Here is a 23575-nt window from a genome sequence, read left to right on the forward strand (position 1 = left end):
GGGGTCACCGGGACGGGTGCGGCCCCTCGGCGAACTCCTCGACGATCTTCGCGCAGAAGGCCGGCAGGTCGCCGGGCTTTCGGCTGCTGACCAGCCCGCCGTCCGTGACGACCTGCTCGTCGACCCAGGTCGCGCCCGCGTTGGTCAGGTCGGTGCGCAGGCTCGGCCAGGAGGTCATCCGGCGGCCCCGCACCACGTCCGCCTCGATCAGCGTCCACGGGCCGTGGCAGATCACCCCGACCGGCTTGCCGGCGTCGAAGAACCCCCTGACGAAGCGCACCGCGTCCGGGTCGGTCCGCAGGAAGTCCGGGTTCGCCACCCCGCCGGGCAACACCAGCGCGTCGTAGCCGCCCGCGTCCGCGTCGGCCACGGTCACGTCCACGTCGTACGCGGTGGACTGGTCCAGGTGGTCGAAGGACCGGATCGTGCCGGGCCTGAGCGAGACCAGCACCGCCGTGGCGCCGGCCCGCTCCACCGCCTCGCGGGGCTGGACGTACTCGACCTCCTCCACGCCGTCGGCGGCCAGGAACGCGATCCGCCTGCCCTGAAGTGTCGTCGCTGTCATGTCGGTGTCCTCTCCTCTCCGCGGTACCGTCCGTCCCTTCCCGGGGCCCGGTGCCCGAAACCCGCGCCCAGGGGGTGCCCAGGTTTGACGGGGGTGCCGAGGGGGACCCCGGGAGGCATGGCAGCAGCAGCGGAACAGCGCCGGCTCGCCACCGTGGTGGAGGGCTGGCTGGGGCGTCCGGTCCTGGTCATCGGCGACGCCATGCTCGACGACTGGCGGTTCGCCGAGTCCGACCGGCTCTGCCGGGAGGCGCCCGCCCCCGTCCTCACCCTGCGCCGGCGGATCTCGGCGGCCGGCGGGGCGGCGAACACCGCGGTGAACGTCGCCGCGCTCGGGGGCCGGGCGGTGCTGGTCGCACCGGTCGGCGCGGACGTCGCCGGGGACGAGTTGCACGACTGTCTGGACCGGGCCGGCGTCTGGGACCGTACGGTCAACCAGCCCGGCCGCCCGACGCCGGTGAAGCGGCGCATGCTGGCCGGCAACCAGATCCTGCTGCGCGAGGACTCCGGCGACCCGGACGACGCGCTCGACGACGACGGGGTGGCCCGGCTGCTCACGGCACTGGACTGCGCCACCGAGGAGCTGCGCGCCGCCGCCGGTGGCGAGGCGCCCACCCTGGTGGTCTGCGACTACGGCCTGGGGGCGCTGCCCGCTCCGGTGCGCGCCTGGCTGGTCGCCCACCGGGAGCGGTACGCGACGGTCGCCCTGGACGCCCACGACCTGGCCGACTGGCGGGGCCTCGCCCCGACCGTGGTGACCCCGAGCTTCGCCGAGGCGACCCGGCTGCTCGCCCGGGCCGCCGGCACGCGGCCGGCCCACGCGACCGAGCTGCACCTGGACCACCCCGACGGCGATCCGGCCGACGGCCCCTCCGAGCTCACGGTGGGCGCCGCGCCGGGCGGCCTCGGGCCGCTCCACGGCACCCGCCACCCCGACGCGACGGGCCTGACCGGGAACGCCGGTGGCCTGCCCGGGGCCCACCCGGCCGGAAACGCCGGCGGCGTGGCCGGGACCCACCCGACCGGAAGCGCCGGCGTGGCCGGGACCGGCCCGGCCGGCGGCGGAACGGGACCGACCGGGCACGGGGCGGGCCCCGTCCGCGCCGGTGTCGGGCCGACCGGCGAGCCGACGCCCGGCGAGGGCCGGGTGGCGATGACCGGGGACGGGCTCACCGTGACCGGGACCGGCGTCACCGTCAACGCCACGGCCGGCGAGGGCGTCGACCGGGCGGTGCTGGCCGAGTCCCGTCTCGCCGAGCTGCGCGCACACACCGGCGCCGACGTGGTGGCGGTGACCCTGGACACGGAGGGGGCGGTGGTCGGCGGGGCCGACGGCGAGCCCCGGCGCAGCCACAGCACCCCGGTGCCCGCCAGCCACGCGGTCGGGGCGGGGGACGCGTACCTGGCGGCGATGACGCTGGCGCTGGCCGCCGACGCGCCGCTGCCGACCGCCGCCCAACTGGCCCAGCTCGCCGCGACCATCACCGTCTCCGACACCGGCACCTGCGTGTGCCGCCGGGAGGACCTGCTCGCGGCCCTGGACGTGCCGGTCGACGGGGCGGGCCACCGGTCGCTGGTCGGGGCCGACGAACTGGCCGCGCTCGCCGCGGAGCACCGCCGGGCGGGTCGCTCGATCGTCTTCACCAACGGCTGCTTCGACGTGCTGCACCGCGGCCACGTGCGCTACCTGGAACAGGCCCGGGCGCTCGGTGACCTGCTGGTGGTGGCGGTCAACTCCGACGGCAGCGTACGCCGGCTCAAGGGCCCGGACCGGCCGGTGAACCCGGTCGAGGACCGGATCGCGCTGTTGGCCGCGCTGGCCTGCGTCGACCACGTGGCGGTCTTCGAGGAGGACTCCCCGGCAGGTCTCATCGAGACCGTCCGCCCCGACGTGTACGTCAAGGGCGGCGACTACCCGCCGGAGATGGTGCCGGAGGGCCCGCTGGTCCGCCGGCTCGGCGGGCAGGTCCGCACCCTCGGGTACGTGCCGGACCGGTCCACCTCGGCGATCATCGACCGGATCCGGTCGCACAGCCAGGAACCCCAGGGGGACTCCTCCCTGACGAGCAAGCCGTCGTGAGCCGCCCGCTCGACCCCGGCACGGCCGAGCGGTTCCGCGCCGAGCGGCTGCTCGACGTGCTGGTCCCGACCCGCAACCGCCCGGCCGAGCTGGCGGTCACGCTCTCCGGGCTGGCCGCCCAGGAGGGCGTGCCCGGCTTCGGGGTGGTGGTCAGCGACCAGTCCGACGGCGACGCCGCGTACCGGCATCCGGCGTCGGCCACCATGGTCCGGGCGCTGCGCCACCGGGGGCACCCGGTGCTGCTGACCCGCCGGCTGCCCCGGCGCGGGCTGGCCGAGCACCGGGCCTACCTGCTGGCCGCCTCCGCCGCCCGGTACGTGCTCTGCCTCGACGACGACGTCTGGCTGGAACCGGGCACCCTGGGCCGGCTGGTCACCGCCATCGAGGAGCTGGGCTGCGGCTTCGTCGGCAACGCCGTGCACGGGCTGTCGTACGCCGACGACGTCCGGCCGGACACGCACCGGCACTACGAGGAGTGGACCGGGCGGCCCACGCCGGAACGGATCCGACCGGGCACCCCCGAGTGGGACCGGGCGTCGATCCACTCGGCGGCGAACCTGCTGCACGTCACGCGGAAGCTCGACCTGCCGCCGGGGGCCTGGCGGGCGTACAAGGTGTCCTGGATCGGGGGCTGCGTGCTCTACGACCGGGCCAAGCTCCTCGATTCCGGCGGGTTCGACTTCTGGCGGCGGGTGCAGGAGAAGCACCAGGGCGAGGACGTCGCCGCCCAGCTCGCCGTGTTGGCGCGCCACGGCGGCGCCGGCGTCCTGCCCAGCGGCGCGTACCACCTGGAGTCGCCGACCACCGTCACCGACCGGGACGTGGAGGCGTGGGAGGTCGTGCTCGCCGAGGAGGACGCGGCCCAGCCGGCCTGAACCCGCGACCGGCGGCCGTGCTCAGGGCGCGCCGGGCTCGGGGTGCAGCAGCTCGCGGGCCGCCTCCACCACCTCCACCACCGGCACGTCGGTGACGAACGAATCCCGGTGCGGGCACTCGCCGTCGCCGGGGCGGTGCGGGTAGATGCCGGGGGTGCAGTCCACCCCGCAGACCGGGCAGAGCACCGTCCACGAGGCGATCGGCCGGTGCCGGCCGCGCAGCAGGTTCGCCACGTTGATCAGGTTGCCGACCCAGTAGATGCCGACGGTCGCGGTGCCCACGGCGGCGGCGAGGTGCAGCGGCCCGGTGTCGTTGGAGATCACCAGTTCGCAGCCGGCGTAACAGCCGGCCAGCCCGCCGAGGCTGAGCGTGCCCACCTGCGGGCGGACCGGCACCCCGGCCGCCGCGACCACCCGGTCGACCACCTCCTGCTCCGCGGGGGTGCCGGTGACCAGCACCTCGTACCCGTCGCCGACCAGGTCGCGGGCGACCCCGGCGAAGCGTTCGGCGGGCCAGCGCCGGCGGGTGTCCGTCGCGCCGGGGTGCAGCGCGACCCTGGGCCGCTGCGCTGGGCCGAGCACCTCGGCCGCTTCGGCCCGGTCGGCGTCGGTGACGGCCAGCGTCGGGACGACCGTGGTGGCCGGCGCGCCCACCAGCGCGGCCACCTCCAGGTAGCGGACCACCTCGTGCTGGTAGTAGACGTACCGGATCCAGCGGTCCAGCGGCGGCGCGTCCTCGGCGCGCAGCCCGGCGGTGACCCGGGCGCCGAGCGCGCCGACGAACGGGTTGGAGTTGGCGCCCCCGCCGTGCACCTGCAGCGCCAGGTCGAAGCGCTCCTTGCGCGCCGTGGCGAGGAAGCCGTCCGTCGACGACTCCGGCTCGTCCGGCTCGGGGTGGCGGATCCCGGGCGCGGGCGGCACCACCAGGACCCGGTCCACCGGGCCGGGCCGGTCGCGCCAGAGCTTCGCGTGCCACGGCGCGCCGAGCAGCACGATCTCCGCTTCCGGGTACGCGGCGCGCAGCGCGTCCAGCGCCGGCAGGACGAAGATGAAGTCGCCGAGCGCGTTGGCGCGCAGCACGGCGATCCGCTCGACGTCGGGCACGCGCCCGGCGACCGGGCCGAGCACGTCCGGGGTGACCACGGGCCCCGCTACGGCCGGTCGGTCTCGCCGACGGCGATGTCCGGGTGGTGCATCTCCCGGTCGGCGGCCGGGTCGACGACGGTCCGCGTGCCCACGGGGGCACCGGGGCGGCCGACGGTGATGGTGCGGGGTGCGGGGCGGGCGGCCCGGGGCAGCCGGACCCGGAGCAGGCCGTGGTCCATCACCGCGTCGATGGCGTCCGGGTCCACGCGGGCGGGCAGGTCGACCCGGTACTCGAAGCCCCGCGTCTCGAAGCCGCCGGGGATGCCCTGGTCGGCGTTGACCTCGGCCTCGGAGCGGGCCCGGACGCACAGCTCGCGGTCGTCCAGCTCGACCGCCACCTCCTCCGGCGCCACCCCGGGCAGCCGCACCACGACCTCCCAGCCGTCGGCGGTCTCGGCCAGCTCGACGTCCGGCGGCCCGGCCCGCCCGCCGACCAGCCGGCGCAGCTCGGAGCGCAGGGACTGCAACTCGCCCATCGGGTCCCAGCCCTGCTGCCGCCCGCGCCAGCCCCGGCCGGACCCGCCGCCCTGCTCGCTCATGCCGACCCTCCGCTGCTCGCTCATCGCACCTCTCCGATCCGGTGGGTGGCCGCCGAGGACCGCAGTGAGCTGGGCGCGTCCAGGCCGGCGTCCCGGTCCACACCGACGCCGAGCCGGTCGACCAGTTCCCCACCGAGCCAGGCGCTGATGCCGAGGATGGCCAGTGCGACCACCTCGATGGCGATCAGCGCGCCGCCGGCAGCCCGGGAGTCGGCGTTGAGCCGCACCACCCAGGTCGCCGCGAACAGCAGGATCACGGCGAGGTTGGCGGCGGCATGGCTCAGCCCCACCCGCTTGGCGCGGGTCCCCGACGGGATGGCCAGGAGGTCGAACGTCCCGGCCGCCGCGGCCAGCAGGCCGCCGACCAGGCCGACGGTGATGTTCCAGTACGCGACCTCGCCGAGGAAGTCCGGCCCGCCGACGGTGTCGACCACGTCGAACAGGACCGCGGTGACCAGCAGGGCCACCGGGAACATCACCAGCATCGGGTGGACGGGGTGGCCCAGCACCTTGAGTCGGCTCTCCATCCGGGCCTCCACTGCTCGGTCTGTCCGGGCGCCTCGGGTGAGGCGGTACCCCCGCCGCCGATGGGCAAACCTCGCGCCGGCCGCCGCCCCCTAGGCTGGCGGGCGGCGGCCACGCCGCCACCGGAATCAACGCACGGGGGAGGGTCACGTGACGGTGGAGATCACGTCGCACGAGGAACTGCGCGAGCTGCTGGGGGCGCCGATGCCGCGGGCGCTGGCCAAGGAACGGCCCGTCCTGCACGAACGGGACCGGCAGTGGCTCGCCGCGTCACCGTTCTGCCTGGTGGCGACGGCCGGCGCGGACGGCAGCTGCGACGTCTCGCCGAAGGGCGACCCGCCCGGCTTCGCGCTGGTGCTGGACGACCGGACCATCGCGATCCCCGAGCGACCGGGCAACCGGCGCGCCGACGGCTACCGCAACATCCTCGACAACCCGCACGTCGGGCTGCTCTTCCTGATCCCCGGGCGCACCGACACGCTGCGGATCAACGGCCGGGCGCGGCTGGTCCGGGACGCCCCGTGGTTCGACGACATGGTGGTGAAGGGTCACCGCCCGATCCTCGCCGTGGTCGTGGAGATCGAGCAGATCTTCTACCACTGCGCCAAGGCGTTCCTGCGCTCGCAGCTCTGGCAGCCGGAGAGCTGGCAGCCGGAAGCGCTGCCGTCCCGGGCCCGGCTGATCAAGGAGGTCGAGAACCCGGCCGAGAGTCTGGCCGACCTGGAGCGCCACTACGGCCCGAGCTACGCCGCCACGATCTATTCCTGACGGCCGTCCCGGTGCGGTTTCGGCCGCCTCGCCTCCGCCATTGCTAAAGACATCTTTATAAAGATAGCTTTAGGGTATGTCCCTACCCGAGGTGAAGCTCTCCGACCCCAAGGCCCTGCGCGGCTACGCGCACCCGCTGCGGATGGCCCTGATCGGGCTGCTGCGGCAGCAGGGCCCGTTGACCGCCACCCAGGCCGCCGAGCGCCTCGGCGAGAGCGTGCCGAACTGCTCGTTCCACCTGCGACAGCTCGCCAAGTACGGGCTGGCCGAGCGGGCGCCGGGCACCGACGCCCGGGAACGGCCATGGCGGGCCACCGCCCTCAACACCTTTTGGGACGACGCCTCCGACGACCCCCAGACGCGCGCGGCCGTCGACGAGCTGAACGCCGTCCAGCTCGCCCTCTACACCCGCCGCGCCGAGGAGTTCCTGAGCCGACGGGCCGACGAGCCGACGGAATGGCGGGCGGTCACGGGGTTCAGCGACCGGCCTGTGCACGTCACCCCCGACGAGATGGCCGAGCTGACCGCGCGGATCGAAGCCCTGCTCGCGGAGTACGACGACCGGATCACCGACCCGACGAAACGTCCGGCCGGCAGCCGGAAGGTCAGCCTCATGCACCTGGCCGTCCTCACCGATCCGCCGCCGGCCGGAGCCTCCGCCGGCGAGCAGGGCGGTGCGCGATGAGCGCCGAGGCGACCGCCACCCCGGTCACCGCCCCGCCCGGCAGCCCGTCCCGACGCGGTCCGCTGCCCCGGCTGCTGCGCGACAGGGTGTTTCGCCGGTACTGGTCGGCGCAGACCGTGTCGTACTTCGGCGACGAGATCTCCGCTCTGGCCCTGCCGCTGCTGGCCGTGCTGGTGTTCCAGGCCACGCCCGCCGAGATGGGCTACCTGACCGCCGCCGCGCTCGTCCCGAACCTGCTCTTCTCGCTGCTCGCCGGCGCCTGGGTGGACCGGTACCCGCACAAGCGCCGACTCATGATCCTCACCGACCTCGGCCGGGCGCTGCTGCTCACCGCCGTGCCGGTCGCCTACCTGCTGGGCGTGCTCACCCTGACCCAGCTCTACGTGGTGGCCTTCGCGGTCGGCACGCTCGCCGTGCTCTTCGAGGTCGCCCGGGGGCCGCTCTTCGTCTCCATCGTGGCCCGACCCGACTACGTCGAGGCGAACACCCTGGTCAACGGCAGCCGGGCGATGTCCCACGTGGCCGGGCCAAGCATCGGCGGGGTCCTCGTGCAGGTGCTCACCGCGCCGATCGCCCTGATCGCCGACGCCCTGTCGTACGTCGTGTCCGCGTACTTCCTGATGCGGATCCAGCCGACGGAGCCGGCGCCCGCCCGCGGCGGCCTGGCCCTCGGCGGTGGGCTGGGCTTCATCGCGCGGACACCGATGATACGCGCGATCCTGCTCGGCACCACCACGCTCAACCTGTTCAACTTCATGCTGGCCGCGCTGTTCGTGCTCTACGCCACGCAGGAACTCGGCCTCTCGCCCGGCCTGCTGGGCGCGGTGCTGGGCGCGGGCGCGGTGGGTGGCCTGATCGGCGCGGCGCTGACCGGCCCGCTGGTCCGCCGCTTCGGCGTCGGGCTGACGCTGCTGGCCGGGTTCGTCCTCTTCCCTGCCCCCATGCTGCTCATTCCGCTCGCCGGCGGGCCGACACCGCTGGTCGTCGGGATGCTCTTCGCCGCGGAGTTCCTCGCCGCGGTCGGGGTGATGCTGCTCGACATCACGACCGGCTCGGTGCAGACGGCGCTGACCCCGCAGACGCTGCTGGCCCGGGTGGCCGGGGCTCGGCGCACCATCAACTACGGCATCCGGCCGATCGGCGCGCTGCTCGGCGGCGCGCTCGGCAGCACCCTCGGCGTACGGCCGGCACTGTGGATCGCGACGGCGGGCGCCCTCGCCGGGGTGCTCTGGGTGTTCTTCTCGCCGGTCCGCCACCTCCGTGACCTGCCGGAACAGGCCGACTGACGGGGCCGGACGTTTGAGGTGGCCGCCGAGGGTACTGCTATCGGGGACGGCCCGGCGCGTCACACGGCGCCATTCTCTGGACACGGGTCGAAGGAAGGACGGACCTCCCATGCCCACGCGAAGCAGCTCGGGGTCGACCGCGACCAAGAACCCCCCGGGCAACCAGACGCCGAACACCCCGGACATCAACGAGAGCGAGATCGCCCGGATGAAGGTCGACGACCTGCGCGACCGACTGCGTCGGCGCGGGGTCACCGACACCGCCGACATGAAGAAGGACGATCTGGTCGAGGCCCTGGTCACGAGCCTCCGGGACGCCTCGGACTCCTCCGGCTCCTCGTCCGGCGGCATCCGGACCGGCGCGCAGACCTCCACGTCGGTCAGGTACTCGCAGGTCATCGACTCGGTGGACGACGAGCCGGAGCGGCCGGGTCGCAGCCTGGTCACCACCGACCACGAGGTCATCCGGCAGTGGGCCGAGGCCCGCAAGGGCGTGCCGTGCACCGTCGACGGCACCGACCACGACGGCCACGCGGGCGTGCTGCGCTTCGACTTCCCCGCCAACGGCCGCGAGGACCGGCTGCGTGAGATCAGCTGGGAGGAGTGGTTCGAGGCCTTCGACAAGCGCCGGTTGAACTTCATCTACCAGGAGGAACGCGCCGACGGGCGGCAAAGCAACTTCTTCCGGCTGGACAGCCCGGACCGCGAGGACGGCTGAGCCCCTCGTACCGGACGGCAGGCCCGGGTCGGCATCCCGCCGGCCCGGCCGCCGCGTGTCGACGGCACGTCCTCGCCCGGCTCGCCGACATCGGGCGCGCTGTCCGATGTGGTGTTCCGCCAGGTCCGGCGATTGAGCGTCATCACCGGGGGTAGGAGTTCACACGGACGAGGGACGGCTCTCCCCTCCGACGAGAGCAGTTCGACCAACGAGGAGGATCACCCGTGACCACGAAGGTCGAGAAGTCCATCGAAGTGCAGGTTCCGGTCAGTACCGCGTACAACCAGTGGACGCAGTTCGAGGAGTTCCCCCAGTTCATGGGGGGCGTCCGCGAGGTGCGCCAGCTCGACGACCGACGGATGCACTGGGTCGCCGAGATCGCGGGCGTCAAGCGCGAGTGGGACGCGACGGTGCTGGAGCAGGTGCCCGACCAGAAGGTGGCGTGGGCGGCCACCGAGGGCGCGACCAACGCGGGGGCGGTCTACTTCCAGCCCGTCGGCCCCGACCGCACCATGGTCCGGCTGCACCTGGAGTACGAGCCCGAGGGCATGATCGAGAAGGCCGGCGACAAGCTGAACCTCGTCGAGCGGCAGGCCGAGTCCGACCTGCGGAAGTTCAAGTCGTACATCGAGGAGCGCGGCGTGGAGACCGGGGCCTGGCGCGGCACGGTCGACGGCGGTCTCGGGGTCGGCACGCCGGGCGTCGAGCACGCCGCGGGCACGCGCGGCGACAGCGGCAAGGCCGGGGTGTCCGGCAAGGCCGTGGCCGCGGGCGCCGCAGCGGCCTGGGCGGCGGCGGCCGGGGCCGCCGCGGCCGCGAAGCGCCGCTCCGACACCGACGAGGACGGCCGTCCGGCCACGGGGACCGACGCGGGGTACGTGGTGCCCGAGGTCGAGGTGGTGCCGGATGCCGGGGCCGCCGGCTACCCGCACCGCACGCTCTGAACCTTTCCCGTACGCCCAGGAGCGCCAGCGACCGGCCCAGGTCCCCGTGACCTGGGCCGTCGCTCGTGCCCATCCCGGCCCCCGCGGCCCGGCCGCCCGCCGCCCTGTCCGCGCCGGCCCTGCGGGGGATGCTGGGACGGCCGGGTGGCGCGCTGTCCCTTTCGCGGGCGGCGTCAGGCCGTCTCCGCGGACACCATCCACAGGTGGCCGTCCGGATCGGCGAAGGCACCCGCGTAGCCCCACGGCTGCTGGCCCGGCTCGACGACCACCTCCGCGCCGGCGGCCCGGGCCCGCTCGACGAGCTGGGCCGCTTCGGCCGACGTCGTCGCCGACAGGCTGAGGACGCACTCGCTCTGCCCGCGCCGGGCGACCTCGTGACGGCCGATGACCCAGCCGAAGCCGCCAGCCGGCACCAGCATGACCCGGAGACCGTCGTTGAGCGCGAACTGCAACGGCTCGGGGATGCCGTCCTCCGCGAGCTCCCCGATGGCGTCCAGGCCGAGCCCTTCGGAATAGAAGCGGTACGAGGTCGGGCGGTCAGCGATCGGCAGGCTGACGACGACCGGTGCGTACTGCATGAGCTGCCTCCAGAGGTTGACGGACGACGTGAGTCGTCAGGGTGGACGCCGACGGGCGCGGAAACTCACCGCCCCAGTTGCGCCCGGAGGCCGTACCGGTCGATCTGGATCCAGTACTCCACGATCAGCCCGTCGACCACCCGACAGACCGCGCTGGTCAACTGGCTCACCGACGCGCCCCGGTGGGCGCGAGACCGTCGACCTCCCCGACGCGGTGGGGACTGCGCTCGACCACGGCCGGGGCCTCGGCCTGCACCTGGCGGGCCGTCCCCGTCGGGGCCATGAAGCGCCCGGCCTGGGAAGGGTCGACGTCGGACCGGACCACTGTGCATCACGACAGTATTCCCGCAGGTCACCGGGATCGCGGCGCGACCGGCCCCCTCGGTCACTCGCGCCAGCCCGCCGCGTTCGTGCAAGACTCCCGCGAGATGCCGGAGCCGGTGTCCGGCCACCCGCCGAACCGCTTGTTGTGCAGGTGGGCGAAGAAGTAGCACATGCTCTCGCACGTGCCGTCCGGCACGGCCACGGCGGGGTCGGCGTTCACCGCCTCGTAGAACTCGCGCCCGAGCGCGACGATGTGACCCCGGGCGTAGAGGAAGCCGTCGTCGGACCCGTCGGTCACCTCGTGGACGTCCGCCCGGTCGATGTCGTGCAGCTTGCGCTCGACCACCCGGTCGAGATCGGTCAGCTCCTGGCTGGACAGATCCGCCGAGAGCTGGCGGAGGTTGTCGAGGAACGGGTTGAGCCACGCGTCGATGGCGTAGACGCTGTCACCATCGTCGTCGGCTCCCGGGTCGCGGGTCAGGAGCGCCCGGCGGAGCGCGGCGGGCTCGGCACCCAGCCGCTCCCAGGCGGCCTCGACGAGAGCCCAGAACCGGGCCTCGTCGTCGGCGCTGGGCAGCTTGGCGATACCACTGGCAGGATCAGTCACGGCGGGAGCGTAGCGACCGCGACCGACAACCTCGCCCCGCCGAGACGACACCGCAGATCGAGGACGCCGGCGAAGCTCCGGCCGCCGGTCGATCGCTTCGGTGGGTACCGAAGTGTCACGCCCGTACCGTCGGCGACCATGACGACGACGACCAGCTCTCTCGCCGCCACCGAGCATCTGACGATCAGCCCGAAGGTCCTGTACTTCGGGACCCCGGTGGTGCTGCTGAGCACCGAGAACGACGACGCCAGCCCGAACCTCGCACCCATCTCCTCGGCGTGGGCTCTCGGCCACGTCGTGGTGCTCGGACTCGGTTGCGAGGGCCAGAGCGCCGCCAACCTCGCCTCGCGCCCCGAGATGGTGATCAACTTTCCCGCCGCGCACCAGTGGGAAGCCGTCGAACGCCTCGCCCCGCTGACCGGCCGGCACCCGGTACCGGTCCAGAAGCGTGACCGCTTCCGCCACGAACCGGCGAAGTTCGAGGCCGCCGGGCTGCGCCCGCAGCCATCGCAACACGTGCGACCACCCCGGGTGGCCGACTGCCCGCTGCAACTGGAGGCCCGCGCCGCGCACGTCCGCGCCGACGCGGGCGGCGACTTCCTGATCGTCGAGGCCCACGTCCTGGCCGTGCACGCCGACGCCCGCATCGTCGTGCCGGGAACCGACCACGTCGACCCGAAGTCCTGGAACCCGCTGATCTACAACTTCCGCCACTACTTCGGCCTCGGCGACCAACTCGGTCACAGCTTCCGCTCCGAGACGCCCGCGGTGTGACCGCCGACGGCGTTGACGATCCGCCCGCCCCGCGCTCGTGGCCGGGGCCGCCTCTCATTCAGGCGGAACCGGCGCGGGGTGACGGCCGCCGCCACTAGCGTCGGGACCATGCCCGCCCGTCCGTCCCGATGGTCGATGCCGCCGCGGGTGCTGGAGGCACCGTCGTACCTGCAGGCGTTCGTGCTCTCCGGGGTGATGACGGTGCTGGTGACGCGGGCCTTCCTCCAGGCGGCCGGCTTTCCGCGGCTCGGCGGCGGCGGGCTCCACATCGCGCACGTGCTCTGGGGCGGGCTGCTGATGACCGCCGCCCTGGGTGTCGCGCTGGTCTTCCTCGGCAGCGCCCCGCGCATCCTGGGCGCGATCCTGGGCGGGACAGGGTTCGGGCTCTTCATCGACGAGGTGGGCAAGTTCGTCACGGCCGGAACCGACTACTTCTACGCCCCGGCCGCCGGCATCATCTACGGCGCCTTCGCCCTGCTGGTCGTGATCACCCAGGCGATCCGCGGGCGGACCAGGCTTTCCGGCCCGGAGCGGACGGCCAACGCGCTGTACACGGTCGTCGGCGGGCTCCGCACGGGGCTCACCGATCGGCGTCGCACAGCGGTCATGCGTCAGGTCGACGGCTGCGGCCCGGACGTCGAGGAGGCGGTGGCGAAGCTGTTGGACGCCGTACCCCGGCGTGAGCCGCCCGGCACCCGGTTCTGGCAGCCCTGGCTCAGCCGGGCCCGCCGGGCGGTGATCTGGGTGACCACCCACCGGTGGGTGGTGTCGCTGGTGGTGCTCTACCTGGTGGGCGAGCCGTTCGTCGTCGTGCTCACGGTCGTGCAGGACGCGGTCACCGGCCTGTTGCCCGACCAGCGGGAGTGGCGGGCGGTGGTCGGGGTCTCGGTCTCCGCGCTGATCACCGCGGTGTTCGGCATCCGCGGGGCGTTGCTGCTACCGCACGACCGGGTTCGAGCCTTCCGACTGTTCAAACTCGCGCTGCTCGTGGACCTGCTGTTCGGGCAGATCTTCAGCTTCACCGTCGATCAGTTCGGGGCGCTCTCCGCGCTCTGCGTGGACCTCTTCCTGCTCGCGGTGGTGACGGCCGAGTACCGCCGGCTCTGCCGGCAGGCACCGACGTCACGCACGTGAGATGCGGCTGACCGGCTTCGGCTGGTCGCTCCGCCACCTGATCGGCGGCGGCCTGAAGAAGCGGCGAAGCCGCTCGTTGACGGGACTTCTGCACCGTCGCGCGGTGCCGCCCAGGACGTGTTTGCCCCCACCGCTCCTGCACACAGCGTGCGGCCTCCCGATTCTGGTCGGGAGGCCGCCGTCGACTGAAATTCAAGCGCGGGAAGTGTGGGAACCGGCGATCAACGGACGAGGCGGATCTCCACCGGACCAGTGAAAGCACCGCCGTCGAAATCCGAAGCTGTGGCCACGGCCAGGCCCGGGTGGTACGGCGAACCGCTTCGCGACTGCACGAGAATCTGCGATGTCTGCGTGAAAGAACTGCAGACGCTGAAGAGGAAGCCGAAGCCCTCCACGAGTTGAGTCCCTCTGGCCTGCGCGACGTAGACCTCGATGTTGGCGGGTTCGGAGGGGGTGCACTGATAGGTGACCGAGACGGTCACGAAGACCCCTTGGGAGCTGACTTGTGCTGTCGGAGCAAGCTCGATCTGCGAGACAGCGGCTGAGGCAGGAGTGGGGTAAACCAGGACCGCAACGAGGAATACGACACCTGCCAACAGTGCCGACACTCGTCTTTTCATGATCCAACTCACCTTCCTTACGACTACCGCCCCGTACACAATTTCGGGGCATCGGTCGGCGTCGTTCAGGCATCACGCTACTCGTGACACTCCGTGATCGGCCTGACCAAGCAGACGGCGGTAGCCGACTGATCGGCTCGGCTTGCTTTTGGATGATCGGCCGATGCCACGTGCTCATCCGAGCCTCGAACCGCGCATCACTCTCCCTCACCGGACCGCAACCGCTCGGAAACCTGCCCAGCATCGCCGGCCGGGCTGACCGATGCCGGCCGGGAGGTCGCCAGCAGGTCGGCCCGGCCCGCTTGCGGGCCGCCTTGACGTGTACGCGGGGCTGTCCGGTGACGACTTGGACGCGGTCACCAACCGGCTGGACGAGGCGACCGCGGCACGGGATGCGGACCGTCCGCGGCTAACAGGCAGACTTCTGGACGAAGGTGCTCTTACCGCTTTCGGAGCCTGGTCTCAGCAACCCTGACCTTCACGTAGACGCCATCCTTGCCGGCGACGTCGGTTGGAATCTCCACCTGGGCGTCGATGCCGCCTCTCTGAAGCGTGATCGACCATCCTGAGTCCGACAGGGACCACTCTGCGACTCGCATGGTGGCAACGTCTGGAAAGTCGACCACCTCGGCTTGGGTGACTCGGTCTTGCAGAGCTTTTCGCGCGATCTCTACTGCTTGGGCTTGGCTGAGGGGCTTGGCTTCGCCGCCGGGGTCGCGGTGAAGTAGGCGTGAGATGGCGACCTTGAACGCGTCGTAGGCTGAGTTGCCCAGCATGCCGGCACCAACGGCACCGCTGATCCACACCATTGCCGTGGCGAGCATCTCGACGGTGACTACGTCGCCGCCACCCAATTGGGCGACTTCGGGATCGCGGTCGGCCGAGTCGCTTGCTGATCTGAACTCGGCGAGCAAGTCCATCAATTCGTCCATGCTCACCGGAGGTTGGGTATGAGGGCCGTCGTCGTGGGATTCGGGCAGCGAGGAAGGGTCGCTACTCATGCCTCAATGCTAGCGGGGCCAAGTACGGCGCTCCTCCGCCAGTTGTGCTGCACGCCCTCGACCGCGCCGGGCATCTGGCGACCCAGCGCGAGGCGCTCGACCGGGCGGTGTCGGCGCTGATGGAGGGCAACCTCGCGGCGCTACTGCAACCCAACAGCGCAACCCAGGGGCCCTCGGCCTGACTTCCCCGGACCTGACGAAGGCCCCGCGACCTTGGCGTTTCGCCTGGTCACGGGGCCTTCGCCTCGCTGGAGCCGCCTGACGGAATCGAACCGTCGACCTACGCATTACGAGTGCGTCGCTCTAGCCGACTGAGCTAAGGCGGCAACGATCGTCAAGTGTACGGCACGACCGGCCGCCCGGCCGAGCGGGATCCCCCACCCGCCCCGCCCGACCCGGACATCCGGGGCCGATCCGTCGTTCCCCGGACAGCGATGGCGGCGGGTCCGGACTACGCTGCGGCGGGTGACGGACGATCGTTCCCCCGACGACGACCCGCAGGACGGCGCGGCGGCGAGCCCGCATGCGAGCGAGGCGGCCGGCGGGCGGGCGGCGCGCCGACCGCGCAGCACGGATCCGCACGAGCTGGGCTTCACCCCGCGCAAGCCGGTGCCGTGGCTCGCGCCCTTCCTGCTGATCAGCACCGGCATCCGTACGCTGCTGGCGATGCTCTTCGGGGCGTACCTGGACAAGCGGGAGCTGCAGAACGCGTTCGGTGACGGGGTCTTCCGCCAGGTCGGGCCGGACGGCGGGCTCTGGCTGGACTACGTGGCCGACCTGGGCGACGGCTTCAACGCCACCTACTCGGTGGCCTACCTGATCGCCCAGCGCGAGCTGGAGGTGGACGGGCACCGGCTGCCCCGGGCGCAGACCCTGGTGATGGGCGGCGACCAGGTCTACCCGTCGGCGGCGTACGAGGCGTACGAGGACCGGTGCAAGGGGCCCTACCAGGCTGCCCTGCCCGTCAGCCCGCCGGAGCGGCCGACGCTCTTCGCGGTCCCCGGCAACCACGACTGGTACGACGGGCTGACCGCCTTCCTGCGGCTGTTCGTCCGGTCCCGGGACCGGCACTTCGGCGGCTGGGACACCGGCCAGTCCCGCTCGTACTTCGCCGTCGAGCTGCCCGCCGACTGGTGGCTGCTCGGCCTCGACGACCAGTCCGGCTCGTACCTGGACGACCCGCAGCTCACCTACTTCGACAAGGTCGCCGAGCGGCTGGGCCCGCAGAGCCGGGTGATCCTGACCGTGCCCGCGCCGACCTGGGTCAAGGCCGTCGACCACCCCACGGCGTACGACTCGATCGACTACTTCATCCGCACGATCATCGCGCCCACCGGGGCGCAGGTGCGGCTGCTGATCTCCGGCGACCTGCACCACTACGCCCGGTACGCCGGCCCGGACCGGCAGTTGATCACCTGCGGCGGCGGGGGTGCGTACCTCTACCCGACGCACAAGCTCCCGGAGCGGATCGAGGTGCCCCCGCGTGACACCCTCGCCCGGCGGGCCAGCACCTCCCGCCCGTACGACCTGGCCGGCCGCTTTCCGGACGCCGCCCGCTCCCGGCGGTACGGCTGGGGGATCTTTCCCCGGCTGCCGCTGCGCAATCCGGGCTTCACCACCCTGCTCGGCACCCTGCACACGCTGCTGATGCTGGCGATGGCCGGCGTCGTGAGCAACCGGACCGGCACCGAGCAGCGACTGTTCAGCGTGCCGCTGGTGGCGATGCTGGTCGTCACGGTGCTCGCCGCGGCGTTCTTCGCCAAGCCGCCCAGCTCCGGCGGGAAGCGGCACGCGCGGCACTGGCTCCTCGGCGTGGGTCACGGCCTGGCCCACGTCGGGCTGGCCGCCGCCGGCACCTGGGCCTGGCTGGCCCTGCCTCTCTACGACTGGCCGTGGCCGCTGCCGGCCGTCGCCGCGGCGGTGGTCTACGGTCCGGTGAGCGGGCTGGTGGCGAGCCAGCTCGTGGCCGCGTACCTGCTGGTGGCGGGCGCGTTCGGGGTGAACGTCAACGAGCTCTTCGCCGGCCAGGGCATCGAGGACGCGAAGGCGTTCCTGCGGCTGCGCATCGACCCCGACGGCACGCTGACGATCTATCCGATCGCGGTCGACCGCGTCGCCCGCCACTGGCAGGTCAACCCCGACCAGTCCCCCGAGTCCTCCTGGCTGGCGCCGAAGCACCCCCTCCACCCCCGCCTGGCCGAACCCCCCACCACCCTCACCTGACCACCCCGCCCGGGCGACCCACGCCGCCGGCCGCCGGCCTCGTTGATCATGAAGTTGTTGCCGCGACACGCCGCTGGGGTGGCAACAACTTCATGATCAACCGAGCGGGGCGCACGGGGAGAGGGGGCGGGGGCGGGGGGCGGGGCGGGGGTTAGGGGTTGTAGTGCTGGTCGTGGGCCTGGCGGGGGCCGCAGACCGAGGCGCGGGAGCAGGAGCAGCGGGAGCCGTCGGCGTCCAGGCGGACCGTGACGGAGTCGCGCGGGACGCTGTGGCCGACCACCCGGCCGTCGCCCTCCGGCGTCGACACCCGCGCGCCGATCGCCGGGGCGGATTCCTGGAACCGCTGGTAAAGAGGATGCTCGTACTTGAGGCAGCACATCAGCCGACCGCACGCGCCGGAGATTCGCAGCGGGTTGAGCGGCAGGTCCTGCTCCTTGGCCATCCGGATGGTCACCGGTTCGAAGTCGGTGAGGAAGGTGGCGCAGCAGAGGTCGCGGCCGCAGGAGCCGATGCCGCCCTGCACCCGCGCCGAGTCCCGGGCGGAGAGCTGGCGCAGCTCGACCCGGCAGTGCAGGGTGGCCCCCAGGTCGCGGACCAGCGAGCGGAAGTCCACCCGGTGCGGGGCGGTGAAGTAGATGGTGCTCCGCTCGCCGCTCCCCTCGCCGGAGCCGAGCACGTGGTCGACCGCCACCACCTTCATCGGCAGGCCGTGCTCCCGGATCAGCCGCTTCGCCGCGACCTTCGCCTCGGCCTTGCGCCGGCGCACCGCCTCGTCGCGGCGCAGGTCCTCGTCCTGCGCCAGCCCGGCCAGCCGGGGGAAGCCCGCCGTGTCCTCGGAGACCCACTGCGCGGCCCAGACACACTCGGCCACCTCGGGCCCGTCGTCGGTCGGCACCAGCACCTTGTCGCCGACCTGCGGGCGCAGCTCGCCCGGGTCGAGGTAGTAGAGGCGCCCGTACCGCTGGAAGCTGACCGCGCAGAGCATGCCCATGCCTCTCACCCTACGACGGCCGGGCGGCTGCGGCCGGGCCGGCCGTCGCCGCCCGACTACGCCGTGCAGCGATCCACAGTGGTCGAATCGACCGATCCGCAGGCCACCCCGTCGTGCCGTCCCCCCTCGCCCGGACGGTTGATTCCGCTGCCCCGTACGGGACAAACGAGCACCGGAGGCGTTGAGTGGAGGCAGACCTGCGGGGGGTGCAGGGGGAAAGGCCACGGCGTCGCCGCCGGAGCCCGGCGGACCGGGCCCTGGGCGCGACGCCGTGCGCCGTGCCGGGGTCCGTCACGGAAACGCCGGGCGCGCCACCCGGACGGGGGCGGTCGGGAACTACCAGCCGACCCGGGTGGGGGCGTCGTAGCGGGGACGGTCGGTCACCGGCTCCCACCAGCGGGACTCGGCCAGGCTCGGCCCCCACTGGCGCAGCAACGTCTCCGCCCCGTCGTACGCGACGCAGAGCACCGCCAACACCCGCGCGGCGATCTCGGCGGCCTCGGTCCCGCCCGGCCCGGCCGGCCCCTGGTGCACCGGTCCGCCGCCCGGCACCGAGGTCGCCGCGACCACGGCCACCGCCTCGGCGGAGCGCAGCACGTCGGCCAGCGCCCGGGCCAGCGCCAGCCGGCTGCCCTCCACCCAGTCGGCGAGCGCGTCGGCGTAACCGGCGGTCGACTCCAGCCGCCCGACCAGGCTCTCCGGCCCCTCGTCGAGATGGCGCAGCAGGGCCGCCCGGGACTGCCCGTAGGCCGACGCTGCCGGACCGGACCAGAGCACCGGATCGGCCAGCGCGGCGGAGGCGGCGTCGTAGCCCCGGACGAGCCGGCGCGCCGCGTGGCCGGCGCCCGCCAGCGGCGCCGGGTGCAGGTCGAGGAAGTTCCGGACCGCCTCGCCGGGGAGCACCTGCATGCGGCGCAGCAGCGGCCAGACGCGGTGGCCCTCGGGCGCCCCGGCGGCGAGCAGCGTGTCGACCCGGCCCAGCAGGTCGAGCCCGGGCTCGGCGAGCCGGTCCAGCGTGTCCATCACGCCTCCCCGGTCAGCCGGTGGCGGGCGGCGCGGTCGGCGTCGGCGTAGTGGTCGGCGGCGGCCCGCACCGCCGCCGCCGCGGCCGCCAGCCGCTGCGCCACGGCGTGCGCCTCCCGGGCCCGGTCGCCGGTGGCCGCGATCCACTGCCGGTGCAGGGCCCGCCCGATCTCGCCGGGCCGGCCGGGGGCGTCGACGCCGAACGCGGCCTGCGGCGGGTCGCCGGCGGTGACCGTGCGGGACACGGCCGTCATGGTCTCGCTCGCCTGGTCGAGCCGGGCGGCGAGGGCGTGCAGGGTGTCCATGTCAGGCTCCCGCCAGCGGACGGTAGGCGGCGAAGGTCTCGTTGTGCAGCTTCTCCCGGGCCCACTGGGCGGCATCCGCCGCCGCGGTGACCGCGGCCTGCACCGAGCCGGCGACGTCCCGGGGGCTGCGGGTGTGCAGCGGGCCGAGGAACCGGACGTCGGTGATCCGCCCGCCGGCGGTGACCACCACCTCGACCAGCCCGTCGGGCGACCGGACGGTGACCTCGACGGTCGCCACCGCCCGTTCGAACTCGGCCTGGAGGGACTCGATCCGGCGGTAACGCCGCACCGCCTCCTCGATCCAGGCCTCGTCGATCTCCCCCCGCGACATCGGCGGACTCCTCCCGGACAGCCATCACTGAGCGTGCCGCCACCGTCACGGCACACCGGACCGTACCGCACAGCAATTGCGGCTGTCGATGCCTGTGGACAACCGATGCGGCCGGCGGAATCCGGCCCGCGCGGAACGGGGCGGGTCAGCCCTTCCAGAGCGCGAGCATCATCGCCTCGACGGCGATCCGGGGCTTGACGTTCGCCTCGATCGCCGCCCGGCACTCCAGCACCGCCTCCAAGCGGCGCAGCGCCCCCTCGGCGTCCCACTTCTGCGCGCCCGCCCCGGCCAGCGCGGCGGTGTCGGTGTGCACCGGCGCCACAGGGGCGCGCAGCGCCATGGTGAGCGCGTCCCGGTAGAAGCCGGCCAGGTCGACCAGGGCGCGGTCGAGCGCGTCCCGCTGCGCCCGGGTGGCCCGCGACTTCTGCCGCTTCTCCAGGTCCTTGAGCTGGCCGGCGGCGCCCCGGATCGCGCCGGCCGCGCCCCGCCCGGTGCCGCCGGCACCGAGTGCCGTCTCCAGCGCCGCCCGCTCGGTCGCGTCGGTCTCCGCCACCGACGCCGCCGCCTCCGCCTCCGCCGCCTCGATGAGCGCCGACGCCGCGTCGAACGCGGCCCCCACGCCGGTCAGCCGGCGCGGCACCGCGAGCACCGCCTCCCGGCGGGTGCGCGCCTCCGGGTCGCGGGCCAGGCGGCGGGCCCGGCCCACGTGCCCCTGCGCGGCCGCCGCCGCCCACTGCGCCACGTCGGGCGCCACGCCGTCCCGGCGGGCCAACACCTCGGCCACCGCCTCGGCCGCCGGCTGCCGCAGCGGTACGACCCGACAGCGCGACCGGATGGTCACCGAGATGTCGTCCGGGTGGGTGGACGGGGCACAGAGCAGGAAGACCGTACGCGGCGGTGGCTCCTCGATGGCCTTGAGCAGCGCGTTGCCGGCGGCCTCCGTGAGCCGGTCCGCGTCCTCGATGATCACCACCTGCCACCGCCCGCCCGACGGGGTGCTGGCGGCGCGCAGCACCAGCGCCCGCATCTCGTTGACGCCGATGGAGAGCCCCTCCGGCACCACCAGCCGGACGTCGGCGTGCGTGCCGGCCATGGTGGTGTGGCAGCCGGGGCACTGGCCGCAGCCGGTGCCGTACGCGCACTGCAGGGCGGCGGCGAAGGCCCGGGCCGCCACCGACCGGCCCGACCCGGGCGGCCCGGTGAAGATCCAGGCGTGCGTCATCCCCGCCCCGGGATCGACGGCGGCACCCGCCCCCGCGCCCCCGGCACCCGTGCCCTCGGCCTCCTCGGCGAGCGCGTCGAACTCGTCCCCGGCGGCGGCGGTCGTGGGCGGGACGACGGCGGCGCGCAGCACGGCCGCCGCCGAGGCGGCGGCGCGGCGCAGCGTGTCGACCGCCTCGTCCTGCCCGACCAGGTCGGCGAAGACGTCCGGCATCAGGTCCGATGCTCCATCGTCACCAGCTCCGATTCGGATAACTCCGGCTGCACCGAGGTGTCCGGCCCCTGGGCGGGGCGCGGGTGCACGATGCCGCCGGGGGCGCCCAGCATCTCCTCGACCCGCCGGGCCACCTGCTCGGCGATCTCCTCGACCGGGCGGGACGCGTCGAGCACCAGGTAGCGCTTCGGGTCGGCGGCGGCGAGGTCGAGGAAGGCGTACCGGACCCGCTCGTGGAAGGCGACCGACTCGGCCTCCACGTGGTCGGCCGCCTCGGCGCGGGACGCCACCCGGGACAGGCCGGTGTGCGGGTCGACGTCGAGCAGCACCACGAGGTCGGGCTTGAGCCCGCCGGTGGCCCAGGAGGACAGCCAGGAGACCTCGTCGACGGGGAGCGTCCGCCCCGCCCCCTGGTACGCCAGGGACGAGTCGACGTACCGGTCGCTGATCACCACCGCGCCGCGGACGAGCGCCGGCCGGACGACGGTGGCCACGTGGTGCGCCCGGTCGGCGGCGTAGAGCAGCGCCTCGGCGCGCGGCGACGGTACGTCGGACCCGGGCGCGCCGAGCAGCAGCGACCGGATCCGCTCGCCGACGGCGGTGGCGCCCGGCTCGCGGGTGACCACCACGTCGCGCCCCTGCCCGCCCAGCCGCTCGGCGAGCGCGGCGAGCTGGGTGGACTTGCCGGCGCCCTCGCCGCCCTCGAAGACCACGAAGAGGCCGGCGGAGACGAACGATTCGGCGGGCATCAGCGGGCGACCCCGGACGGAGCCCCAGAGGTCGGCCAGGACGGGGACGCCCTTCTTGTCGTCCATCTGCCCGAACGCGCTGATCCCGGCGAAGATGCCGGCGGCACCGGCGGCGAGCAGCAGCAGTCGGGTGGACGAGATCGAGACGCCCAGGTCGGCCAGTTCCAGCCGGCGCGAGCCGCCGACGCCGGCGAGCAGGCTGCTGAGGCCGATCGCGAGGATCAGCACCAGCCGGGTGCCGATCTGCACCACCGCGAAGACCCGGCCCCGCACCTCGTCGGCGATCTCCCCGCCGAGCAGGGTGGTGCCGGAGAGGAACGCCATCCCGGCACCCGCGCCGACCAGGACCGCGCCGACCATCGCCATGGACAGGTGGATGGCGAAGGCCAGGGCCATCACCGACGCGCTGGCCAGCACGATGCTCATGCCGAACCAGCGCCGCCGGGACATGTCCTTGACGATCATCGGGCCGAGCCCGATGCCGAGCGCGAGGCCGATGAAGATGGCGCCGAAGAGCAGGTAGAAGGCGGCGTCGCCGGCGCCGAGCGAGGTGGCGAAGAACTTGGCGGTGCCGATCACGATGCCGCCGCCGGCGAACGCGCCGAAGATGCCGAGCACCAGGCCGCGGACCAGCGGGGTCTGGCCGATGTAGCGCCAGCCCTCCTTGAACTGGCGCAGCATGCCCTGCTCCGCGCCGCTCCGCTCCGCGGCCTGCCCCTGGCTGATCTCCTTGATGCCGTACGCCACCACCAGCGCGGTGGCCAGCCGGGAGAACGCGTTGAACCAGAGCGCCAGATCGGCCGGCTCCGCCCAGTTGGGCGTCGAGCCCCCGGTGGCCGCCCGCACGATGCCGTCGAGCGCGGCGAGGATCAGCGCGGCGAGGACCGGCGTGAGGCCGTACGTGGTGATCAGCGTGAGCTGGTTGGCGGCCTCCAACCGGGCGCGCGGGATCAGGTTGGGGACCGCGGCCTCCTTGGCCGGGATCCACAGCAGCGTGAGCGACTCGATCAGGAAGGTGGCGATCGCCGCCCAGGCGACCACCGCCCCGCCGGGGGCGCCGAGCAGCGCGGCCAGCGGGATCGAGGCGAAGAGCAGGAACCGCAGGATGTCGCAGATGACCATCGTCCAGCGCCGGTCGAAGCGGTCGGCCAGCACGCCGGCAACCGGGCCGAGCACCAGCGCCGGCAGCAGCCGGATGGCGATGACGCCACCGAACGCGGCGCCCTGGGCGGTGCTCCCCTCGACCTGGGAGGCGGCGAAGACCGACGTGGCGAGCAGGCCGAACCAGTCGCCGAACGACGCCGCGCCGAGCACGATCCAGAGCCGGCGGAACGGCGTGATGCGCAGCAC

Annotated in this window: 23 protein-coding genes, 1 tRNA gene and 2 pseudogenes; 11 read left to right on the plus strand and 15 right to left on the minus strand. The window is 73.7% G+C overall.

Translation table 11 applies throughout. The annotated features are described in order from the left end of the window. Positions 1–4: 4 nt before the first annotated feature. Positions 5–565, minus strand: coding sequence for a type 1 glutamine amidotransferase domain-containing protein (locus ACGFZ2_RS14125; protein WP_393257761.1), 561 nt, complete (start codon positions 563–565; stop codon positions 5–7). A gap of 117 nt (positions 566–682) precedes the next feature. Here ACGFZ2_RS14125 and rfaE2 point away from each other — a divergent pair. Together rfaE2 and ACGFZ2_RS14135 are read left to right on the plus strand one after the other, a co-directional pair. Next, positions 683–2605 (plus strand): annotated as a pseudogene (gene rfaE2, locus ACGFZ2_RS14130) (D-glycero-beta-D-manno-heptose 1-phosphate adenylyltransferase); the annotation flags it as partial. A 35-nt stretch (positions 2606–2640) separates the two neighbouring features. Continuing rightward, positions 2641–3519, plus strand: coding sequence for a glycosyltransferase family 2 protein (locus tag ACGFZ2_RS14135; protein ID WP_393453362.1), 879 nt, complete (start codon positions 2641–2643; stop codon positions 3517–3519). Positions 3520–3540: 21 nt separating this feature from the next. Here the strand turns inward: ACGFZ2_RS14135 and ACGFZ2_RS14140 are convergent, their stop codons facing one another. From ACGFZ2_RS14140 to ACGFZ2_RS14150, 3 genes are read right to left on the minus strand one after another with little or no spacing between them, the layout of a single operon-like run. Further along, positions 3541–4662, minus strand: a complete 1122-nt coding sequence (locus ACGFZ2_RS14140; RefSeq protein WP_393257755.1) for a glycosyltransferase family 9 protein — start codon at positions 4660–4662, stop codon at positions 3541–3543. A gap of 8 nt (positions 4663–4670) precedes the next feature. After that, complete coding sequence (locus ACGFZ2_RS14145; RefSeq protein ID WP_393259175.1) at positions 4671–5204, minus strand: Hsp20/alpha crystallin family protein; 534 nt, start codon at positions 5202–5204, stop codon at positions 4671–4673. 20 nt (positions 5205–5224) lie between these two features. Further along, positions 5225–5731: a DUF2231 domain-containing protein gene (locus ACGFZ2_RS14150; RefSeq protein WP_393257752.1), complete on the minus strand. Its 507-nt coding sequence runs from the start codon at positions 5729–5731 to the stop codon at positions 5225–5227. A 148-nt stretch (positions 5732–5879) separates the two neighbouring features. Here ACGFZ2_RS14150 and ACGFZ2_RS14155 point away from each other — a divergent pair, with 148 nt between their 5' ends. From ACGFZ2_RS14155 to ACGFZ2_RS14175, 5 genes and pseudogenes are all read left to right on the plus strand, one after another. Continuing rightward, the gene (locus tag ACGFZ2_RS14155; RefSeq protein WP_393257749.1) at positions 5880–6497 is read left to right on the plus strand and encodes a pyridoxamine 5'-phosphate oxidase family protein; all 618 of its coding nucleotides are present in this window, start codon (positions 5880–5882) and stop codon (positions 6495–6497) included. Positions 6498–6573: 76 nt separating this feature from the next. Continuing rightward, positions 6574–7182: a helix-turn-helix domain-containing protein gene (locus ACGFZ2_RS14160; protein ID WP_393257746.1), complete on the plus strand. Its 609-nt coding sequence runs from the start codon at positions 6574–6576 to the stop codon at positions 7180–7182. Next, positions 7179–8468 carry an MFS transporter gene (locus ACGFZ2_RS14165; RefSeq protein ID WP_393257744.1) on the plus strand — a complete coding sequence of 430 codons (1290 nt, stop codon included), beginning with the start codon at positions 7179–7181 and terminating at the stop codon, positions 8466–8468. Before ACGFZ2_RS14160 ends, ACGFZ2_RS14165 begins: the two co-directional genes overlap by 4 nt. Positions 8469–8577: 109 nt before the next feature. Continuing rightward, positions 8578–9186, plus strand: a complete 609-nt coding sequence (locus ACGFZ2_RS14170; protein WP_393257741.1) for a hypothetical protein — start codon at positions 8578–8580, stop codon at positions 9184–9186. A 224-nt stretch (positions 9187–9410) separates the two neighbouring features. Beyond that, positions 9411–9860, plus strand: a pseudogene (locus ACGFZ2_RS14175) (SRPBCC family protein); the annotation flags it as partial. A 443-nt stretch (positions 9861–10303) separates the two neighbouring features. On the opposite strand, the gene ACGFZ2_RS14180 reads toward ACGFZ2_RS14175, so the two are convergent. Both ACGFZ2_RS14180 and ACGFZ2_RS14185 read right to left on the minus strand, forming a co-directional pair. Continuing rightward, positions 10304–10708 carry a VOC family protein gene (locus ACGFZ2_RS14180; RefSeq protein ID WP_393257738.1) on the minus strand — a complete coding sequence of 135 codons (405 nt, stop codon included), beginning with the start codon at positions 10706–10708 and terminating at the stop codon, positions 10304–10306. A 385-nt stretch (positions 10709–11093) separates the two neighbouring features. Next, the gene (locus ACGFZ2_RS14185; protein WP_393453365.1) at positions 11094–11639 is read right to left on the minus strand and encodes a DUF4240 domain-containing protein; all 546 of its coding nucleotides are present in this window, start codon (positions 11637–11639) and stop codon (positions 11094–11096) included. Positions 11640–11777: 138 nt separating this feature from the next. Between ACGFZ2_RS14185 and ACGFZ2_RS14190 the strand changes: the two genes are divergently transcribed. Together ACGFZ2_RS14190 and ACGFZ2_RS14195 are read left to right on the plus strand one after the other, a co-directional pair. Continuing rightward, complete coding sequence (locus ACGFZ2_RS14190; protein ID WP_393453368.1) at positions 11778–12413, plus strand: flavin reductase family protein; 636 nt, start codon at positions 11778–11780, stop codon at positions 12411–12413. Between the two features lie 135 nt (positions 12414–12548). Continuing rightward, positions 12549–13547, plus strand: coding sequence for a hypothetical protein (locus tag ACGFZ2_RS14195; RefSeq protein ID WP_393453688.1), 999 nt, complete (start codon positions 12549–12551; stop codon positions 13545–13547). A 221-nt stretch (positions 13548–13768) separates the two neighbouring features. On the opposite strand, the gene ACGFZ2_RS14200 is transcribed toward ACGFZ2_RS14195, so the two are convergent. Then, complete coding sequence (locus tag ACGFZ2_RS14200; RefSeq protein WP_393257731.1) at positions 13769–14029, minus strand: hypothetical protein; 261 nt, start codon at positions 14027–14029, stop codon at positions 13769–13771. 578 nt (positions 14030–14607) lie between these two features. Next, complete coding sequence (locus ACGFZ2_RS14205) at positions 14608–15168, minus strand: hypothetical protein (RefSeq protein ID WP_393257728.1); 561 nt, start codon at positions 15166–15168, stop codon at positions 14608–14610. A gap of 44 nt (positions 15169–15212) precedes the next feature. Between ACGFZ2_RS14205 and ACGFZ2_RS14210 the strand changes: the two genes are divergently transcribed. Then, positions 15213–15350 (plus strand): hypothetical protein, encoded by a 138-nt coding sequence (locus ACGFZ2_RS14210; protein WP_393257725.1) that lies wholly within the window; start codon positions 15213–15215, stop codon positions 15348–15350. 67 nt (positions 15351–15417) lie between these two features. On the opposite strand, the gene ACGFZ2_RS14215 is transcribed toward ACGFZ2_RS14210, so the two are convergent. After that, positions 15418–15494, minus strand: a tRNA-Thr gene (locus tag ACGFZ2_RS14215). Positions 15495–15633: 139 nt separating this feature from the next. On the opposite strand from ACGFZ2_RS14215, the gene ACGFZ2_RS14220 reads away from it, so the two are divergent. Then, positions 15634–17391 carry a metallophosphoesterase family protein gene (locus ACGFZ2_RS14220; RefSeq protein WP_393453371.1) on the plus strand — a complete coding sequence of 586 codons (1758 nt, stop codon included), beginning with the start codon at positions 15634–15636 and terminating at the stop codon, positions 17389–17391. A gap of 151 nt (positions 17392–17542) precedes the next feature. On the opposite strand, the gene ACGFZ2_RS14225 is transcribed toward ACGFZ2_RS14220, so the two are convergent. The 6 genes from ACGFZ2_RS14225 to tmk all read right to left on the minus strand — a co-directional run bounded on the left by ACGFZ2_RS14225 (position 17543) and on the right by tmk (position 23575). After that, on the minus strand, positions 17543–18382 hold the full coding sequence (locus tag ACGFZ2_RS14225) for a stage 0 sporulation family protein (RefSeq protein ID WP_393257589.1): 840 nt from the start codon (positions 18380–18382) through the stop codon (positions 17543–17545). Between the two features lie 336 nt (positions 18383–18718). Continuing rightward, positions 18719–19405 (minus strand): hypothetical protein, encoded by a 687-nt coding sequence (locus ACGFZ2_RS14230; protein ID WP_393257586.1) that lies wholly within the window; start codon positions 19403–19405, stop codon positions 18719–18721. Then, positions 19405–19710: a hypothetical protein gene (locus tag ACGFZ2_RS14235; RefSeq protein WP_393257584.1), complete on the minus strand. Its 306-nt coding sequence runs from the start codon at positions 19708–19710 to the stop codon at positions 19405–19407. The genes ACGFZ2_RS14230 and ACGFZ2_RS14235 overlap by 1 nt, the downstream gene beginning before the upstream one ends. Before the next feature lies 1 nt (position 19711). Then, positions 19712–20041 (minus strand): YbaB/EbfC family nucleoid-associated protein, encoded by a 330-nt coding sequence (locus ACGFZ2_RS14240; protein WP_393257582.1) that lies wholly within the window; start codon positions 20039–20041, stop codon positions 19712–19714. A gap of 145 nt (positions 20042–20186) precedes the next feature. Next, on the minus strand, positions 20187–21476 hold the full coding sequence (locus ACGFZ2_RS14245) for a DNA polymerase III subunit delta' (RefSeq protein WP_393257579.1): 1290 nt from the start codon (positions 21474–21476) through the stop codon (positions 20187–20189). Next, positions 21476–23575 carry a dTMP kinase gene (gene tmk / locus ACGFZ2_RS14250; RefSeq protein WP_393259170.1) on the minus strand — a complete coding sequence of 700 codons (2100 nt, stop codon included), beginning with the start codon at positions 23573–23575 and terminating at the stop codon, positions 21476–21478. Before tmk ends, ACGFZ2_RS14245 begins: the two co-directional genes overlap by 1 nt.

It is taken from the genome of Micromonospora sp. NPDC048063, assembly GCF_043202855.1.
Lineage (GTDB): Bacteria > Actinomycetota > Actinomycetes > Mycobacteriales > Micromonosporaceae > Micromonospora.

What these genes read in the sequence shown, in the direction of transcription:
- ACGFZ2_RS14125 (WP_393257761.1), bottom strand. Translation starts at nt 565, where the DNA reads ATGACAGCGACGACACTTCAGGGCAGGCGGATCGCGTTCCTGGCCGCC.
- ACGFZ2_RS14205 (WP_393257728.1), bottom strand. Translation starts at nt 15,168, where the DNA reads ATGAGTAGCGACCCTTCCTCGCTGCCCGAATCCCACGACGACGGCCCT.
- ACGFZ2_RS14245 (WP_393257579.1), bottom strand. Translation starts at nt 21,476, where the DNA reads ATGCCGGACGTCTTCGCCGACCTGGTCGGGCAGGACGAGGCGGTCGAC.
- ACGFZ2_RS14190 (WP_393453368.1), top strand. Translation starts at nt 11,778, where the DNA reads ATGACGACGACGACCAGCTCTCTCGCCGCCACCGAGCATCTGACGATC.
- ACGFZ2_RS14225 (WP_393257589.1), bottom strand. Translation starts at nt 18,382, where the DNA reads ATGGGCATGCTCTGCGCGGTCAGCTTCCAGCGGTACGGGCGCCTCTAC.
- ACGFZ2_RS14240 (WP_393257582.1), bottom strand. Translation starts at nt 20,041, where the DNA reads ATGTCGCGGGGGGAGATCGACGAGGCCTGGATCGAGGAGGCGGTGCGG.
- ACGFZ2_RS14170 (WP_393257741.1), top strand. Translation starts at nt 8,578, where the DNA reads ATGCCCACGCGAAGCAGCTCGGGGTCGACCGCGACCAAGAACCCCCCG.
- ACGFZ2_RS14235 (WP_393257584.1), bottom strand. Translation starts at nt 19,710, where the DNA reads ATGGACACCCTGCACGCCCTCGCCGCCCGGCTCGACCAGGCGAGCGAG.
- ACGFZ2_RS14195 (WP_393453688.1), top strand. Translation starts at nt 12,549, where the DNA reads ATGCCGCCGCGGGTGCTGGAGGCACCGTCGTACCTGCAGGCGTTCGTG.
- ACGFZ2_RS14145 (WP_393259175.1), bottom strand. Translation starts at nt 5,204, where the DNA reads ATGAGCGAGCAGGGCGGCGGGTCCGGCCGGGGCTGGCGCGGGCGGCAG.
- ACGFZ2_RS14160 (WP_393257746.1), top strand. Translation starts at nt 6,574, where the DNA reads ATGTCCCTACCCGAGGTGAAGCTCTCCGACCCCAAGGCCCTGCGCGGC.
- ACGFZ2_RS14180 (WP_393257738.1), bottom strand. Translation starts at nt 10,708, where the DNA reads ATGCAGTACGCACCGGTCGTCGTCAGCCTGCCGATCGCTGACCGCCCG.
- ACGFZ2_RS14165 (WP_393257744.1), top strand. Translation starts at nt 7,179, where the DNA reads ATGAGCGCCGAGGCGACCGCCACCCCGGTCACCGCCCCGCCCGGCAGC.
- ACGFZ2_RS14230 (WP_393257586.1), bottom strand. Translation starts at nt 19,405, where the DNA reads ATGGACACGCTGGACCGGCTCGCCGAGCCCGGGCTCGACCTGCTGGGC.
- ACGFZ2_RS14150 (WP_393257752.1), bottom strand. Translation starts at nt 5,731, where the DNA reads ATGGAGAGCCGACTCAAGGTGCTGGGCCACCCCGTCCACCCGATGCTG.